Genomic DNA, 17014 nt, shown 5'->3' with positions numbered 1-17014 from the left:
ATCGAGAATATGACAATGGATGTTCGCCACTTTGCCTTCCTGGCCCGCCAACCTTCTGCTGCGCTGAAACCGCGAGACTCGTTCTTCGGCCTGCCCAAGCGCGGCCTGGTGCTGATCCTGGCCAACGCGCTGTTCTGGCAGCCGCTGCTGGCCCAGGCCGAAGGCATTGTGGTCAGTGCGCCGGGCACCACCGTCGGCCAGGCCGGCAATGGCGTGCCGGTGGTGAACATCGCCACCCCCAATGGCAGTGGCTTGTCCCACAACCAATTCAAGGACTACAACGTCGGCCCCAACGGCGTGATCCTCAACAACGCCAGCGGCCCCATGACGAATACCCAGTTGGGTGGCTACATCGTCGGCAACCCCAACCTCAAGGGCGGCGCGGCCAGCGTTATCCTCAACGAAGTCAACGGCGGCCGCCCCAGCCAACTGCGTGGCTACACCGAAGTGGCGGGCCAGTCGGCCAAGGTCATCGTTGCCAACCCGTACGGCGTCACGTGCAGCGGCTGCGGCTTCATCAACACCCCCAACGTGACCCTCACCACCGGCAAACCGGTGCTCGACGCGAACGGCCAGTTGCAGCGCTATCAGGTTGACGGCGGCGCCGTGACCATCGACGGCCAGGGCCTGAACGCCAGCAACGTCGACCGCTTCGAAATCATCACCCGCTCGGCCAAGATCAATGCGCAGATCAATGCCCGCGAATTGACCGTGATCGCCGGGCGTAACGACGTCGATGCCAAAAGTCTGAAAGCCACCGCACGCGCCGATGACGGGAGCGCCAAGCCTGAGTTGGCCATCGACTCCTCGGCGCTGGGCGGCATGTACGCAGGCGCCATCAAACTGGTGGGCACCGAGGCCGGCGTGGGCGTGAAGCTCGACGGCACACTGGCTGCCAGTGGCGGCGATATCCAGCTCGATGCCAATGGGCACCTGAGCATGGCGCAGACGGCAGCCACCGGTAACCTCAAGGTCACCGCGCAAAGCGTCAACCTGACGGACAAGGTCTACGCCACCGGCAATGTGCAGGTGAGCAGCGCCGAAGAACTGGTCAACCAGAAGAGCCTGGCCGCCGGCCAACGTATCGAACTCAACGCGATCAAGGTTACTAACCCGGGCATCATCGAAGCGGGCGTACAGGCGGACAACAGCCGCAATGCCACGGGCGATGTGGTGGTGAACGCGCAAACCGTGAACACCAGCGGCGATCTGCTGGCCAGTCGCGCGTTGGCCATCACCGCCGCGCAGGCGCTGACCAACCAGGGCAGTATCATCCAGGCCAAGACCGTTAGCATCAGCACCGCCAAGCTGACCAACCAGGGCGCCACCGCCCGTGTGTACGGCGAGCAGAGCCTGGCGATCAGCGCACCGGCCATCGTCAACCTGGGCGGGTTGATTCGCTTCGGCGAAGGCCAGGTCGCTACCCTCGACAGCGCCTCTTTGGACAACCGCCAAGGCCGCATCGAAATGTCCGGCGGCAGCCTGGTGCTGACCAGCGCCGCACTCAACAACAGCGGCGGGCAAGTTATCGCCAACGCCCTTACCGTCAACGCCGGCAGCCTGAATAACCAGAACGGCAAGCTGATCGCAGGTGCCCTTACGGTGGACGCCAGCGACCTCGACAACAGTCTCAAGGGCCTGATCCAGGCCGACAACGGCGCACTGAACCTCACCGTCGCCAATGGGTTCAACAACAGCCAGGGTTTTGCCCAGGCCAGCACCGACCTGAACCTCAGCGCCGGCAACCTCAGCAGCAACGCCAACGGCGTACTGAGCGCCAACACCGGTAAGTTGACCCTCGTCACGGCGCAACAGCTCAATAACGCCCAAGGACGCTTGCAGGCCGGGCAGGGCGATATCGAGCTGCACGCGGCGAACCTGGATAACCAGAGCGGCGTAATCGTCGGCAAACAACTGCTGCTCGACGTGACCGGCGGTGACATCGACAACCGCGCCGGGCGCGTGGTGGGCGACCAGCTCGACGTGCGCGCCTCTGGCCTCGACAACCGCAACGCAGGCCTGCTGGCCGGTGGCGCGCCGGGCGTGAGCCTGCTGCTCAAGGGCCCGGGCCAGTTGCTCAATGCCCAGGGCCGTATTCAAAGTGAAGGCCTGTTGCAGGTACAAGGCGAGCGGCTGGACAACAGCGCCGGTATCCTGATCGGCACCTCGGTTGACGTCACCGCGCAAACCCTCAACAACGGCAACAAAGGCTCGCTGGTCAGTAATGGCAGCGACGTGACCCTCAACGTCAGCGACCTGCTGACCAACGCTGGCGGGGTCATCGACGCTGGTGAGCGCAGCGTGCTGGTCAAGGCGCTCACCACCCTCGACAACAGCGGCGGCACTCTGCGCGGCAAGCGCCTGGACATCGCTGCACAGCACCTGAACAACGATGGCGGCCAACTGCTGGCCGGTAACCAGGGCCTGAGCTACAGCGGCCAGGACGCGACCAACCGCAAAGGCCTGATGCTCAGCGGCGGCGCACATACCCAACTGGATACCGGCAGCCTGGATAACACGGGCGGCACCGTGCAAGGCGACACCCTGACCGTCACCGCCGACAGCGTGAACAACGCCAGCAACGGCACATTGGCCAGCCTGGTCGGCAACCTGCAACTGACCGTCGAAGCCCTGGCCAACCAAGGTGGCAAGCTGTTCGGTAAAGAACAGGTGACGATCACAGGCAACACCCTCAACAACAGCGCGGGCGGCCAGATCAGCGGCAACCAACTCAACCTGACTTCACGCGACACGCTCACCAACCAAGGCGGCCTGATTGAAGCCAACCAGGGCCTGACCCTCAACGGTGGCAACCTCGACAACAGCGCACGCGGGCAACTGCGTGCGCTGGCCGGTGCCAGCAGTAGCCTTGACCTCAGCGGCACGCTGAACAACCAGGACGGCACCCTCGAGTTCGGCAGCACAGCTTTCAGCCTTGATGCTACGCACCTGAACAACCAGGGTGGCCAGTTGCAGCACGCGGGCAACGGCCTGTTCCGCATCAACACCGCCAGCCTCACCGGCAGCCAGGGCAGCATCAATGGCATGGGCACCGCTGACTGGGCATTCGGCAGCGTCGACGGCCTGGGCCGCTTGCAGCTCAACGAAGCCCTCACTTATCGAAGCGCCCAAGGCCTGACCCTCAAAGCCGGCGACCGCATGGCCAGCAGCAAGGGCTTGACCCTCGACGTGGCCAGCCTGAACAACGGCGGCGAACTGCTCAGCGACGGCAACGTGAGCATCACCCTGAGCGGCGACCTGAACAATAGCGGCCGCATTGCCACCCAGCAAAACCTCAGCGTGACGGCCAACAACCTCAGCCAGAACGGCGGACGCCTGGCGGGCAACACCACCCAGCTCAAACTGAGCGGTACCCTCGACAACCTCGGCTTCCTCACCGCACGTCAGCAACTGGATATCGCAGCGGCACAAATCGGCAACCGTGGCACGATGGGTGCCCAGGGCGCGGTGAATCTCACCGCCGTCAACGGCATCACCAATGGCGCCGATTCGCTGCTGTTCAGCGGTGGCGACCTGAGCCTGCGTGCCAACGGTTTCGCCAACAGCTACGGCGACGTCTACAGCAAAGGCAACCTCACGTTTGCGGGCGTGGACGGCGGGCGTGCGGTGCTGTTCAGCAACCGCTCCGGCACCGTGGAAAGCGAAGGCTACATCGGCATCAGCGCAGGCTTTATCGAAAACGCCAAAGACAAGTTCGAGTTGGGTCAAACTCTCCAGACCGGCAGCTTGAGCTGGGTGTGCGGGCAGCACTGCGGCGAGAAGGACAGCTGGCGGCGCGGCACCATCACCATCAATGAGACCTACCTTGACGCAGCGATCCAGGATTCGGCCTCGGCGCGGCTGGTGGCTGGCCAAGACATGCTGCTGCAAGGCGACACCGTGCAGAACCGCAACAGCCTGATGGCCGCTAACGGTAACTTGAGCATCACCGCACAGGATTTGCTAAACGAAGGCTCCAGCACGCGCACCGGGCAACGCAGAATCGTCATCGGCACGCCGGGGCATGTCGACAAGCACCTGTGGGAACGCATGGAATACGTCGATGTGCCTGCGTTCAACAACGCGACGGCGGCCGGGAATTTCAACAAGGCAACGTTTGAAGCGCTGAAAGCGCTGTCGCCCAATAGCGATCCGTTCCGGCAATCGAGTGACGTCACCACTTGGACCCCTAACGGCGGCCTCGCCTACGACGCCACCCTGCAAGCCGGCGGCACCGTCGACCTGTCCAAAGTCACCCACAAAGTACAAAACGGCACGCTGCACGAGAACACCCTGGCGCAGCTGACCGGCACCCTCGACAACGACCAGACCGGCATCCCCGTCGGCGGTATCAATATCAACCTCAGCAAGCACGTCAACGACGCCAGCGCCCAGGCGCCCGGCACCGTGCTGCCGGTGGTGACCCTCGCTCCGGGTGGCGGCTTCGTGCCCGTGGACTACACCGGCACGCCGTTCGCCCCGGTCGACCCCACCACCTCGCCGTACTTCCAGCTGCCCAAGGGTGAATACGGCCTGTTCGTCAAAAGCGCCGACCCCACCAGCCACTACCTGATCGAAACCAACCCCGAGTTCACCACCGCGTCGGGCTTCTTCAGCTCCGACTACATGCTCGGCAAACTCGGCTTCAACAGCGACAACGCCTGGCGCCGCCTCGGCGATGGCCAATACGAGACGCGCCTGATTCGCGACGCCGTACTCGCACAAACCGGCCAACGTTTCCTGGCCGGCGGCCTGCTCAGCGACGCCGACCAGTTCCGCTACCTGATGGACAACGCCCTGGCCAGCAAAGACGCGCTGCGCCTGAGCGTCGGCGTGTCCCTCACCGGCCAGCAAGTCGGCGCCCTGACCCACGACATCGTGTGGATGGAAAACCGCGTGGTCGACGGCCAGACCGTCCTCGTGCCGGTGCTCTACCTGGCCCAGGCCGAATCGCGCAACGTGCGCGGCAACAGCCTGATCCAGGGTCGCGACCTCAACCTCGTCACCGGCGGCGACCTGGTTAACGTCGGCACCCTGCGCGCCAGCAACAGCCTCAGCGCCGCGAGTGGTGGCAGCCTCTACAACGGCGGCCTGATCGAAGCCGGCAACAACCTGAGCCTGCTGGCCCAAGACAGCATCCGTAACGCCATGGGCGGCGAAATTCGCGGCAATCAAGTCAGCCTTACCACCCTCAAAGGCGACATCACCAACGACAACACCGCGATCCAAGTGCGTGAAGGCGTCGGCATGCGCACCCTCACCGATGCCAGCGCGAGCACCATCAGCGCGCGCGGCAACCTGGCCATTGAAGCCGGGCGCGACCTCAACAACCACGGCGCCCTGGTCGCCGGCAACGACGCCACCCTCACCGCCGGCCGCGACCTCAACCTCGTCGCCGTCAGCGACACCAGCGTGATCCACAACACCATTGATGGCGGCGAAAAATCCACCATCACCACCGACGTCAAAAACCTTGCAGCCAGCGTCACGGCGGGCGGCAACGTCAACATGCAGGCTGGGCAAGACGTCAACATTATTGGCAGCACCGCCACTGCCGGTAAGAACCTGAATATTCAGGCTGGGCGCGATTTCAACGTTGCGTCTGTCAGCGATGTGCACAACGTCGAAGGCAAAGAGAAGGACGGCAAGAAACGTATCAAGACGGCGGATGAGCAGACCACGCAGTTAGCCAGTGTGTTGACGGCAGGCGGGGACTTTACGAGCCAGGCCGGGCGCGACACTACGTTGGTGGCGAGCAAGATCAGTGCGGGTAATGAGGCTTATCTGTATAGCGGGGATAAGTTGAGTTTGCTGGCGGCGCAGAACAGTACGCATACGTTGTATGACATGAAGGAGAACGCTGGCTGGGGCGCGAAGAAAGCCAAGCGCGACGAAGTCACCCAAACCACCAACGTCGGCACTGAAATCAAGACCGCAGGCAACCTGACACTGGTTAGCAACGGCGACCAGCTTTACCAGGTCGCCAAGCTCAACAGCGGCAACGACCTGATCCTGAAAAGCGGCGGCGCCGTGACGTTTGAAGGCGTGAAGGACTATCACGACGAGAGCCATACCAAGAGCAAGAGCGACATGGCTTGGTTCTCGATGAAGGGCAAAGGCAAAACCGATGAAACCCTGCGCCAGAGCGAACTGGTTGCCAAAGGGCAGACCGTCATCGAGGCCGTCAATGGCCTGAAAATCGACGTCAAGCAAGTTGACCAGCAAACTGTCAGCCAGACCATCGACACCATGGTCAAGGCCGACCCGCAGTTGGCCTGGCTAAAGGATGCCGAGAAACGCGGCGACGTGGATTGGCGCCAGGTAAAAGAGCTGCATGACTCCTTCAAGTACAGCAACTCGGGCATGGGCCAGGGTGCCATGTTGGCGGTCATCATCATTGTCACCATTGTGACGGCTGGGGGTGCAAGCGCATTGGCAGCGTCAGCGGGCAGTGCTGTAGGCGCCGGTTCTACCATGGCCGCCGGCACAGCTGCGGTTGCGGCGACCAGTACGTCGGCTGCGGTTGCAGCCACCAGTGCCGGGCTTGGCAACATGATGGCCACCGCCGCACTGACCTCGCTGGCCAGTACCGGTGCTGTGAGCACGATCAATAACAAAGGCAACCTCGGCCTTGCGCTAAAGGACACCTTCAGCAGCAGCAGCCTGAAAAACGCCGCCATCGCCGGCCTTGCAACCGGCGCGTTGAACTACGCAGACAGTAATTGGTTCAAGGGCGCAAGCCCGGCCGACGGTGCGGGCGCGAAAGTCACCACGGCGGGGCCGGTGCAAAACCCAGGCTATTCCAGTGACTGGCTCAGTTGGCAGAAAGCGCAGGATGCGGTGCTGCGCGGTGGCACCCATGCCGTCATCGAAAGTGGCATCTCTACCGCCATCAACGGCGGTAGCTTGAAAGACAACCTCGGCTCGGCCTTGGTGTCGCAAGGTTTCGACCTTGCCGCAGCAGCGGGTAACAAGGGCCTTGGCAACCTCGCGAACGAGCTGGACCTGAGCCCCGGCTCGACGCAGAAGGTCTTGATGCATGCCCTCCTCGGTGGCGCACTCTCAGCGGCCCGAGGCGGCGACTTCAAAACCGGCGCCATTGCCGCCGGTGCGGCGGAGGGCTTGACGGCGATTGCGAACGAGAACCTCGGTAAGTACCTGGATGAGCGTTTCGCTACCGATGATCAATTCAAAGTCGCCACCGCGCAGCTCATCGGTATCGCCGCCGGCTCGCTGGTTAACGGCAACCCGAATGACGCCGCCTGGGTGGCGGGCAATGTTGAGCGGTACAACGAGCAGTTGCACCCAAGCGCGCCTGAGTTGATTGAAAAGCAAGCGCCGGCGCTGGCAGCGGAAAAAGGCATCAGTGTCGAAGAAGCCACGCGACTGATGGGCGTTGCCCTGGCGTACAACACCGATGAAGGTTGGAACAAGTCGATCTCGCAAAAAGACGTAGACGCTATCGACACGGCTACTTTGCAGCATCTGGGTGTTGCGCTTGCATCTATTGCAGATCAATACGCCCGAACCGACGCTTCCGCAGACGGCAGTAAGCGGGGGTACTCAGGTAATGAAACAGCGGCCTTGATTCTTGATTTCCACGCGACTCGGCCGACTGCTTACAAAGACAGCACTATAAACATCGACTATCTGGGTGATCCGAAAGGGCGCAACACCCAAGGGTTGGTGGATTTTTACGAGACTAACCTGGATTACAGCGGCAAACCGACTGACTACAGCGACGTTGCCAAAGGCCTGGCAGTAGGGGCTGGCCGCAGTCTATGGGGGTCAGTGCAAGGCTTTGCCAAGACTGTCGGTGGGCTTTTAGGTAATAGCAGCCCACTGGAAATGACCAACGGCCTGCTGGGGCCGATTGCCGACCCGACGGTGGACCGTGGCGGCCAAATGATCACCAGGCAGACGGGCAGAGAATTTGTCTCGCGCTTGCAAGGCAACAGCTATGAGTCAGCGGCGCAAGTCACTGAGTTAATGACTGATGGTTTAACCATGATCGCGCCTTCCGGCCGATTTGGGCAGGTTTCCAAGGTTGGCGAGGCTGCAAGCGTCGTCAGGGCCGACGGCGCACTTGTGGCCCGTAGCGACGTCGGTTTGACCAACGTGGGGCGCCAGGAAACGCTTGGCAGCAACGGAATCGCACGCGTTGCGGATGACATCCCCAACTATGGCCTGAGCCCCAACAGCCTTGATTCGGCCGTGCGCTTCGAGCGCACCGGCGCCAATGCGACAGCCCCGACAACTTCGATTGGGAAATACGAGCAAACCGCCTACACCGGTGATGTGGGCAGCTTCGCCAGGGCCGATGACCTGTTCGCGACTCGACGCGATGACGTCGTTCTCTCGAATTACAAAGAGCCTTGCTGCTTCGCGGCCGGCACTAAAGTCTCGACCCCCAACGGCGACCGTACCATCGAGTCGCTCAAAGTCGGCGACGTGGTCTGGAGCAAACCCGAAAAAGGCGGCAAACCCTTCGCCGCAAAAATTCTGGCCACCCATCAACGCACCGACCAACCGATTTACCGCCTCAAACTGAAAAGCGTTCGCGCAGACGGCAAAGCGGAAGGCGAAACCCTGCTGGTCACCCCCGGCCATCCGTTCTACGTACCGGCCAAGCGCGACTTTATCTCTGTAATCGATCTGAAGCCTGGGGACCTGCTGCAATCCTTGGCAGATGGCGACACGGACAACACGTCATCTGAGGTTGAGTCGCTGGAGCTCTATCTGCCAGTGGGCGAAACGTACAACCTGACGGTTGATGTGGGGCATACGTTCTACGTTGGGGATTTGAAGACGTGGGTGCACAATACGGGGCCGTGTGCGCTGCCGGAGGGGTATTTTGGGACAAAAGCAATTCCAGAAAGTAGCTACCCGTCGATTGCCAAGCCAAGTCCAAATGCCCCAAGCAGTGTAATTCTTGGCGAGCTTGACTCACTTGGTCGACCTACTGGGGTTACAGCAGTCCTTAGGGAGGATTCATTGGGCGGGGGTTCAAGCGCTAACCCAGCGATTCGACCTCCAGGTTTTGAGGGGCAGCCTGCTAACCATGCGCGAGGACATTTGCTTGCAAATTCACTAGGAGGGGCTGGTGATGATGCAAGAAATTTGGTAACACTTTTCCAGCGCAACGCAAATCATCCGAATATGAGTTCATTTGAGCGTCAAGTCAGGGGCGCAGTGCAGAGTGGTGAAACAGTAAGCTATAGGGCGGTGCCTGTTTATACAGGCACAAACCTAATGCCAACCGGTGTAACGTTGTCTGCTCGTGGGTCAAGCGGTTTTACCCTTGATGTATCAATTCCGAACGTGAGTGGAGTTAAGTAAGAATGATAGATAAACTGATTAGTCTTCTTTCGCCACCCTCTCAGCGAAACTTCGATAATGCGGCTTGGGCGACTTTTGAGTCTGAGGTAGGTCTGCGATTGCCAAATGATTTTAAACAGCTTATATCGATTTACGGATGTGGAGCAGTAGACGATTTCGTATGGGTGTTAGACCCATTTTCAAAAAACCCAAATTTGAACTTTGAAAAAAGTAAGTACTTTGTAGATGCATATGCTGTAATGAGGCAGGAGTTTTTATCGGACTATCCAAGACCAGATTACCCTGCGGAAGGTTCTTTTCTTCCTTGGGCGGTAACGGATAATGGAGAAACTCTTGTTTGGTTGGTTGAAGGAGAGCCAGACTCATGGAAAGTTGCTATTCATAGCTCGGATCAGGGGGAGGAAGAGGTCTACAACTTCGGTTGTGTTGAGTTTCTTTTAAAGCTGCTTAGCAGAGGTATTTCGTCAAAAATTCTACCTAGTCAGTTTCCTCCTGTTGATCTGGATAAGCATTTTTTTACAGCTGCTGATTAGGTGCAAAAGGGCCAATTCCTGTTTCACCTCAGCCAGCGCCACTTACCACTGATCTCGGGTCAAGTTACAAAGTCATAACGCCCCGTGGTCCAGGTGCATCAGAAGGCCCTTTACCCCCTAGAAATAGAGCAGAAATAGGGGTCAGACCACGGTTTTCTAATTAAATCATCAGAAATAGGGGTCAGACCACGGTTTTCTAATTAAATCATTAATAGTGGTCTGACCCCTATTTCTGCTAGTTGTAGTGATGTGATTAAGCAGTTTCGTGACCGATATCCAAAGATTCAACTCAATATTTTTACGGTAGATAAATAATGCCCTACGAGAAAATCACGTACGACGAAATTCAGCAGGTAGTGCAGCGGCTTTACAATAAGGCGTTGGGAGAGCTAAATCTGAAGCCTGAGCAGGCATTTGCCTACGTACAAGATGAGTCGGAGCTTCTCCATAATGATGATCCACTCGCTAATATTATTTTGCAAACAGCAATATATAAGTGGGGTGCAGCTCATGGAGTTAAACTTTCGAAGGAAAGTGTATATGCTCAGGATATGTTGGAGATTCTATCTGATGCATTTAGAAAGTTTGATTTATTGAGTGAGGCCGAGAAGGGTGGGTTGGGTGTTAAATCTGAGCAGGTTGCTGCAGAAATTGCAGTTGTTAAAGAGCTTTATCTTTAAAGCTAGAGGGAAAAAATAGTGGTCTGACCCCTATTTCCCGGCAGGTTAAAAGAACGGATTACACTAATCACGGATATGGAAACCAAGAAAAGCCTGCGGAATATCATTTCGACCCCCACACGCATACCTATGAATATGGTCCAGGCTATGGCTCCAATGGGAAAGAGACGAGGATTAATAATGATTAGTCTTCCAGAATTGAATGAATTGCTTGTTGCTCACAACTGCCTGCATGCAATTAATATTCAGTTGAATGTTGACGGGATGGCTTATGATTTATCTTTATCGATTTCTGCCTCTGAAAAGGTAGGGGCTGATGTGGTGAGTATCAGGTTCATTGATATTAGCCAATTTACGTCCCGTGATTTTGGCGGCGGATTAACTCAGCTGATGCACATGAACGTTAGTAAGCTGGATTCTGGCTTCGATAGGATGCGTTATCAACTGAGTGATCTTGAGGATAAAAAGCTGTCGTTTTACTTCTCATCATTCTCGCTTGATTAGCTGGTGCAAAAGCGGCAGGTGAAGTCGTGCCTCCCGCGCCTGTGGTTACTTCTGGTACGACTTGGACAGGTGTTGTTCGTGAGAAATAGGGGTCAGACCACGTTTAAGGGTGGCAGAGCTGTTCTTTAAAAACTTGATTTATTTTTTAATTGTTCTGTTTTTGTCGCCTTCGTGATAAGCGGCTAAGCTCAAAACTCTTGTCCAGTTATGAGTTTTCTATGCCTCGACGTCCTAGGGTTTTATTGCCAGATATCCCATTGCACATTATTCAACGGGGAAATAACAGGTCTGCATGTTTTTATTCGGATGACGACTACATTTTTTACATTGATAACTTAACTGTGCTTGCTGAAATGCATGGCTGTAAAGTCCATGCATTGTGTTTGATGACAAATCACGTGCATTTATTATTGACTCCCGCCTGCTGTGCAGGAGCTGGTTTACTTATGAAAGGGCTGGGGCAGCGTTACGTCCAATATGTAAATCGAACATATCAACGGACGGGCACTCTTTGGGAAGGCCGCTTTCGCTCTTGCTTGGTTCAGCAAGATGACTATGTTTTGGCTTGCTATCGATATATAGAAATGAACCCAGTTAGAGCGGGTATGGTTGCTCATCCGGGGGAGTATCGATGGACCAGCTATAGAGTGAACGCACAGTGCGAGCCATCAGATTTTATCAACCCGCATGCGGTTTATAGAAACTTAGGCAGCAACATCTCGCAACGAGCAGAAGCTTACCAGTCTATATTCAAAGACCGGCTTTCCCCTGAGCTAATGGAGCAAATTCGACTATCTACAAACGGCAATTACGTTTTGGGTGGTCAGAAGTTTGCTTCAGAGATCGCACAGGCATTAGGTAAAAGAGTTTCTCGGGGTAGATCAGGACGTCCAAAAATGTGAGTTAGAAGAATAGTGGTCTGACCCCTATTTTTCTTTGAAGGGATGGGTATTAAGTATGAATCCAAATGACTATTTAGGCGAGCTACTGATTGAAACTTTAGTGAGCTTTAGGAAGTCCATATCGATGGTTGACTACGCCAAAGTTGAAGATGATGAGTTTTTAAAGTTTCCCGAATTCGGCGTATATTTTCAAGCCGGTAGCGACGGAGTTATTGCGGCTTACAGAGTTTATTATCAGGCCACGGATGAGTATTATCATGCTGACTCCGAAACAAAAAAGGAGTGTCTTGATATTGCGACTGTCGACGATTCAATCGATCTTCTTGGACAACCTGCGCGGGATGTACCCTCCATACGTATTCCCGGAAGAGCACCTACAAGTCCTGGGTGTGAGTTTCTATTAAAGCAGAAAGTGATAACGGTTCATTATGATGCCGAAAGTCGATTTGTTACTTATGTGCATGTCAGAAGTAAAGTTTGAAGTGTGTAGAAATAGGGTGCAGACCACGGTTTTCTAATTAAATCATTAATAGTATTAATAGTGGTCTGACCCCTATTTCTCTCCGATTATCGAGACGGCGAATATTGGTAGTATGCCCCTATTCACCCCTCAATAAATTACCCATAACAGCTTGATATGTAAGCCTAGGAGTTATCTTGAAGACCCTTTCGCTAGCCCTCTTTTCTGCGCTGTTACTGAGCGGCTGCGGCTCTACTAGTTATGAGAAGCCTATTCCCTATGATCAGGCAACCACCGCACGCATCCGTCTTTTTGGGAACAACGGTTTGCCGGTTGCCATCAATCCAGGGCAAGACTGCGCTTCGAGTAAAGAGCCTCTTTATGCCTACGGTTATACCCTTGCGGATAAGGTCAATTCCACCTTGGGGCAACACACCAAACGAAGTGTCGGAATGCCTGCTTCCTGGAGAAGTGATCACCTGAGCTACGGCGAGTCTTACGCAGAGTTTGTTATACCTGCGGGTTTACCGTCTGTAGTGGTGATGAAAATGCTTTCCGGCGAGGCGTTTTGTGTGCCAGATCCCCGCGTGTTTGTTCCTGAGGCGGGTAAAGACTATGAGGCGTACCTTCAGAGGCAAGGCGGGCAATGCGGTGGGGTAATTCGGTTGCTCTCCGGCGTAGAGGCGCCTGGCGCTGTCGCAGAAGTCCCGTCGAGTAGATGCGCAAAAAAATAGGTGTTCTGATCGGTTTGGGTCAGGAGCCCCAGACGGCACACCCGCTTTATGGATTTTATCGAGCAGATAAGGAAATTTCAGGTGAGTGGCAATGAAAAATACACCTGAAATACGACAGCTGATCAGCGAAATAGCCACCGCGTTGAGCCTGCCCGAGACGTTGCTGGCCTGCGCGCAGGAAGCCATCAGCGTGCCTATCTGCACGCTGGAAGCCCCCGCAGCCTGGTATTGCTTTCCACCTGCGCTTACGCCTATCTGGAGTGACGGTTCCGGCCCCACTGCATGACCTATGAAATCGCCAGGACCTCCGCGCAGTTGTTTGCCGTGATCGCGATGATGTCGATGAGTGTGGACGACGGCATCACACCGGAGCTTGAGCAGTTCGCCGACGCGGTGGGGCTTGTTTGCCGACGCAAGGCAAGCCCTTATAGCGTTGCAGGCTAAGGCAGATGATGAAGCGTTCGATAAGGTAGTGGCCTACTGGCTGTCCATTGCGGATGTGAGTGCAGGGGCTTATTGAGGGGGGAGGGGTGTCACCGTGAGCGATTGTGCTCTGAAGAAAATTGACGGTGCTCTGGTGTCCTGCCCCGATATCTGTGAGCGATATACGAGCATGGCTGCCAAGGACGATCATGAAAAAATTAAACCGCATTCTTGAACAACACCGGCATTGGCTGTCCCGCTCGCCTCTCATGGTTGCTCAAGAGCTTGAGTTCCTGGACGAGGACCTGGCCAGTGACTCGTTGCTGGGGTTTGACAACGTCTCGGACTCGCTGGGGATGCTCGCGGTCCATTACGGCATTCAGGGCGAAGTTGCCATTTTCGACGGCGATGAAACCGGCTGGGAGAACGTCGCCCGTTCGATGATGTATCGCTACTGGACACTGATGTTGAGAGCCAGGTCCTTCTCCAACACGCGTTTTCTCCAAGGCATCAAGACGGTGCCTGACCTGAGCAATCATCTGAGCCATGCGGCGTGTTTGCTCGCGGCCTTCATCGCGGCGAACCGGCGTGACCTGGCGTCATCGACGGCCGATGTGTTGGCCGGGATGCTGTCTGTGCCGGGCGCCGTTGATGCGCGCTTTTTGAAAGGACGCCACTTTGAGCCGTTCATGTTGTGGCTTTACTCCGTTTATTCGCAGGAGGAGGCCGCCGCGCAGATCGGGTCGATGAACCTGGGGATTTATCAGTCGGTGATCGACAACTGGGCTGAAGAGCAGCAGTTGGCAGTGGTGCTGGAGGAGCTTGGTCGATATCACTTGGCCAATGCCGAGGACAATGGCGGCGCCTGGAAACCCGAATTCAAAAGCCCGCCGTTTGATGTGTTGCTGGTGGAGGTCGGCGCGATTTATCGGGTGCGCCAACAGCTTGGCCTGCCATTACCTACCGTGACAGACCCGCTGCTTTGCGTGGGAGCGGCGGCATCGAGACACTTGGTTTTCTCACCTGACGAATTGGTCGTAAGGGTTGAATCCGCTTACAGGCGTTTTTTTGGTTGAACATGAAAGCGGTCAAAGCCCCGTTTTCATCTCCGCCCTGGCCATCAAGTGGGCGGCGCTACCGCCGCCCGGCTTTTACTCAGGATGGATCGGCATTGAGCCGGCGACTGATGACATCCAGCAACTCACACCCATCGCGCAACGGAATCGCCAGCAATTGGGTGACGGCGCGAATACGGTACACGGCGGCGTCATGGAGGACATCGAGGGGCGCATGGGTGTCGATAAGCAGGGCGGGGACGGTGCAGTCGTGGCCCGTGAGGGGCATGTATCGATTCATTGTCAGTACTCTGTTGGTGGATTAAGCCACCACTCATTCGTCGCCAAACGAATGGGTGGCAGCTGTACGCAGGTTGGCGAACCGGCAACAGAGTAAACCGGCAGACCCGAAGGTCTCCCGCGCACAGCCGCCATATCATGCACAGCTCTGAATCGCCATGTGGGCGACGGCCCGGACTATAAGCCCCCACCCAAACCCACGCAAGGCAGCAAAGTACTGGCCCAATCCCAATGCCTCATGTCTTCACCCCCATTGCCGACACCCTGGCGATGATTAAACGCATCCACCCACCACCAACATTAAAGGACTGATGTGAAAAACCTTCTCCTGATTCTCCTCTCCACCCTCATCCTCGGCGGCTGTGTCAGCCAGCCCCTCACGCCCGAGCATCGTGCGCAGGTCAAGACAGTCAAAGTGCTGCCCGTGAAATGGGAAAAGAACATGGTCTACATGGGCCGTGAACAAGCCTGGGGTGCAGCCCTGGGCGCCGGGCTTGGCGCGGGCGTCGGCATGGCCAGCGGTGCGTCCAAGCTGGGCACGGCGGCCTTGAGCGGCGCGGGGTTTGCCGCCGGTATGAAGGCGGGGCAACTGGCCGAGATGTCGACGCCGGCGGCGATCCTCACGGTGATGGACGCCGAAAATATCGACTTGGGCGTGTTGCTCAAGCAGGCGTTTATCGAGGCCTTGGGTAAGGCGTCATCGCTGAAGGTGGTGGGCGACGATGAACCGGCCGATGCGCAGATTCAACTGACAGTGGGCGAGTGGGGCTTTCGCCTGACCCAGGGTTTCAGCAGCGTGGTCTACCCGACGCTTACCGTGGTGGCGCGCATGGACCGTGGCGACGAGATGCTCTGGCGCACGGTGGAGTCGGTCACGCCGTTCAATGGTCAGAATGTCTATGGCTACACACCGCTCACTTATCGCACGGATCCTGAGGCGTTGCGCCGCGCGTTGACGGGTATCACGCAGATCTCCGGTGGGTATCTGGTGAAGGAGCTCAAGTAGCTCCGCGAGCAGATCAGAAAATATCAGGAGAGCGACAATGGAAAACACATCTGAAATACGACAGTTGATCAGCGAGATTACCTCGGCTGTGGGCTATGAAGGGGACTTTGGCGACCGTATCGATAACGTCGACTTGATACTGAGCGGGGTGGATGCCGCGAGTCGCAATGGTGTTCCTGCTGACTATCTGGAGTTCCTTGCCACCTTTGGGTTTGGTGAGCTGGACTGTGCGCTCTATGTGAGTGATGGGCCGGTAAGGTATACCGCTCTAGCCGATGCAGACGCGGGCGTCTATGCCGGGCTGTATGTCTTCGCGGGGGACTTCTGTGAGGTTTCATACGCTTTTGATACTCGGGGCAATTGGGCGATCGTTGAGCTGGACGCTGAAATCGATGAGGTTGAAGTCGTGTCTGAAGACTTTTCGAGCTTCATTTTAAATAAGCTGGCTTATGTAAAAGATTTGATCGAAAGGAGGCAGGCATGGAGCTCTACAACTTCACCGAAGGCCAACTGAACGGCCCCGCCGAGGCTGCATTTGTCGACGGTCTCAACGCAGCACTGGGCGTCGCGCTCCCGCCGAGCTACCTCGATTTTCTCAAAGCACACGATGGCGGTGATGGCTTTATCGGCGACCATTACATCGTCTTCTGGCAAGCGCAGGAACTGGCTGACTTCAATCGTGAGTACGAGGTTGGAACCTATGCCCCGGGCATCTTTCTATTTGCTTGCGATGGTGGTGGCGAAGGCTACGGTTTTGACACCGATGAGGCTTCGATGCCAATTGTGCGCATCCCCCTTATCGGTATGGAGCGCCAGTATGCCGAGCCGGTCGCGCAGAATGTGCCCGAGCTTTTTGTTCGGTTAGCGCTTGAGCCTGCGGGGTAGGCCCCGGTGCCATAACGCGCAGCATCTTGAACATTTTGTATATTCCAGTGTCTTTACCCCGCCCACCCGCAACCGGTCGGGCTGCATGGACTGCCGCGTTTCCAAATGACATTAAGGATTAATGTGAACCTCGCCCACCCAACCTTTTCTCTGTCACCGCCGGCGTCGGCGCCCATGCGCGCGCCTGCGTTTC

13 protein-coding genes and 1 pseudogene are annotated in these 17014 nt (G+C 56.8%); 13 read left to right on the top strand and 1 reads right to left on the bottom strand.

Going from position 1 to position 17014, the window contains the following annotated elements; translation table 11 throughout:
• Positions 1-15: 15 nt before the first annotated feature.
• From HX875_RS05795 to HX875_RS05750, 10 genes and pseudogenes are all read left to right on the top strand, one after another.
• Positions 16-9267: pseudogene (locus HX875_RS05795) on the top strand (two-partner secretion domain-containing protein); the annotation flags it as partial.
• Positions 9268-9341: 74 nt separating this feature from the next.
• Positions 9342-9872 (top strand): SMI1/KNR4 family protein, encoded by a 531-nt coding sequence (locus HX875_RS05790; RefSeq protein WP_177042367.1) that lies wholly within the window; start codon positions 9342-9344, stop codon positions 9870-9872.
• 314 nt (positions 9873-10186) lie between these two features.
• The gene (locus HX875_RS05785) at positions 10187-10552 is read left to right on the top strand and encodes a hypothetical protein (protein WP_177042365.1); all 366 of its coding nucleotides are present in this window, start codon (positions 10187-10189) and stop codon (positions 10550-10552) included.
• A gap of 180 nt (positions 10553-10732) precedes the next feature.
• Positions 10733-11056, top strand: coding sequence for a hypothetical protein (locus HX875_RS05780; protein WP_256348039.1), 324 nt, complete (start codon positions 10733-10735; stop codon positions 11054-11056).
• Between the two features lie 218 nt (positions 11057-11274).
• The gene (locus tag HX875_RS05775) at positions 11275-11958 is read left to right on the top strand and encodes a transposase (RefSeq protein WP_177042360.1); all 684 of its coding nucleotides are present in this window, start codon (positions 11275-11277) and stop codon (positions 11956-11958) included.
• A gap of 124 nt (positions 11959-12082) precedes the next feature.
• Positions 12083-12439, top strand: a complete 357-nt coding sequence (locus HX875_RS05770; RefSeq protein WP_177042358.1) for a hypothetical protein — start codon at positions 12083-12085, stop codon at positions 12437-12439.
• A gap of 176 nt (positions 12440-12615) precedes the next feature.
• Positions 12616-13152: a hypothetical protein gene (locus HX875_RS05765; RefSeq protein ID WP_177042356.1), complete on the top strand. Its 537-nt coding sequence runs from the start codon at positions 12616-12618 to the stop codon at positions 13150-13152.
• A gap of 91 nt (positions 13153-13243) precedes the next feature.
• The gene (locus HX875_RS05760) at positions 13244-13438 is read left to right on the top strand and encodes a hypothetical protein (protein ID WP_177042354.1); all 195 of its coding nucleotides are present in this window, start codon (positions 13244-13246) and stop codon (positions 13436-13438) included.
• Positions 13435-13596: a hypothetical protein gene (locus HX875_RS05755; RefSeq protein ID WP_177042352.1), complete on the top strand. Its 162-nt coding sequence runs from the start codon at positions 13435-13437 to the stop codon at positions 13594-13596. Before HX875_RS05760 ends, HX875_RS05755 begins: the two co-directional genes overlap by 4 nt.
• A 188-nt stretch (positions 13597-13784) precedes the next feature.
• Complete coding sequence (locus HX875_RS05750; RefSeq protein WP_177042350.1) at positions 13785-14651, top strand: hypothetical protein; 867 nt, start codon at positions 13785-13787, stop codon at positions 14649-14651.
• Positions 14652-14730: 79 nt separating this feature from the next.
• Here HX875_RS05750 and HX875_RS05745 read toward each other — a convergent pair whose 3' ends face one another.
• Positions 14731-14919 (bottom strand): hypothetical protein, encoded by a 189-nt coding sequence (locus tag HX875_RS05745; protein WP_177042348.1) that lies wholly within the window; start codon positions 14917-14919, stop codon positions 14731-14733.
• Positions 14920-15243: 324 nt separating this feature from the next.
• Here HX875_RS05745 and HX875_RS05740 point away from each other — a divergent pair, with 324 nt between their 5' ends.
• The 3 genes from HX875_RS05740 to HX875_RS05730 are packed head-to-tail and all read left to right on the top strand — an operon-like array spanning position 15244 to position 16821.
• Positions 15244-15936 (top strand): hypothetical protein, encoded by a 693-nt coding sequence (locus tag HX875_RS05740; RefSeq protein ID WP_177042347.1) that lies wholly within the window; start codon positions 15244-15246, stop codon positions 15934-15936.
• A gap of 37 nt (positions 15937-15973) precedes the next feature.
• Positions 15974-16450 carry an SMI1/KNR4 family protein gene (locus HX875_RS05735; RefSeq protein WP_177042345.1) on the top strand — a complete coding sequence of 159 codons (477 nt, stop codon included), beginning with the start codon at positions 15974-15976 and terminating at the stop codon, positions 16448-16450.
• The gene (locus HX875_RS05730; RefSeq protein ID WP_177042343.1) at positions 16417-16821 is read left to right on the top strand and encodes an SMI1/KNR4 family protein; all 405 of its coding nucleotides are present in this window, start codon (positions 16417-16419) and stop codon (positions 16819-16821) included. Before HX875_RS05735 ends, HX875_RS05730 begins: the two co-directional genes overlap by 34 nt.
• The last annotated feature ends 193 nt before the right edge of the window (positions 16822-17014 follow it).

The sequence above is a fragment of the Pseudomonas yamanorum genome (genome assembly GCF_013386765.1).
Lineage (GTDB): Bacteria > Pseudomonadota > Gammaproteobacteria > Pseudomonadales > Pseudomonadaceae > Aquipseudomonas > Aquipseudomonas yamanorum_A.
This window is presented reverse-complemented; position numbering and strand designations above follow the sequence as displayed.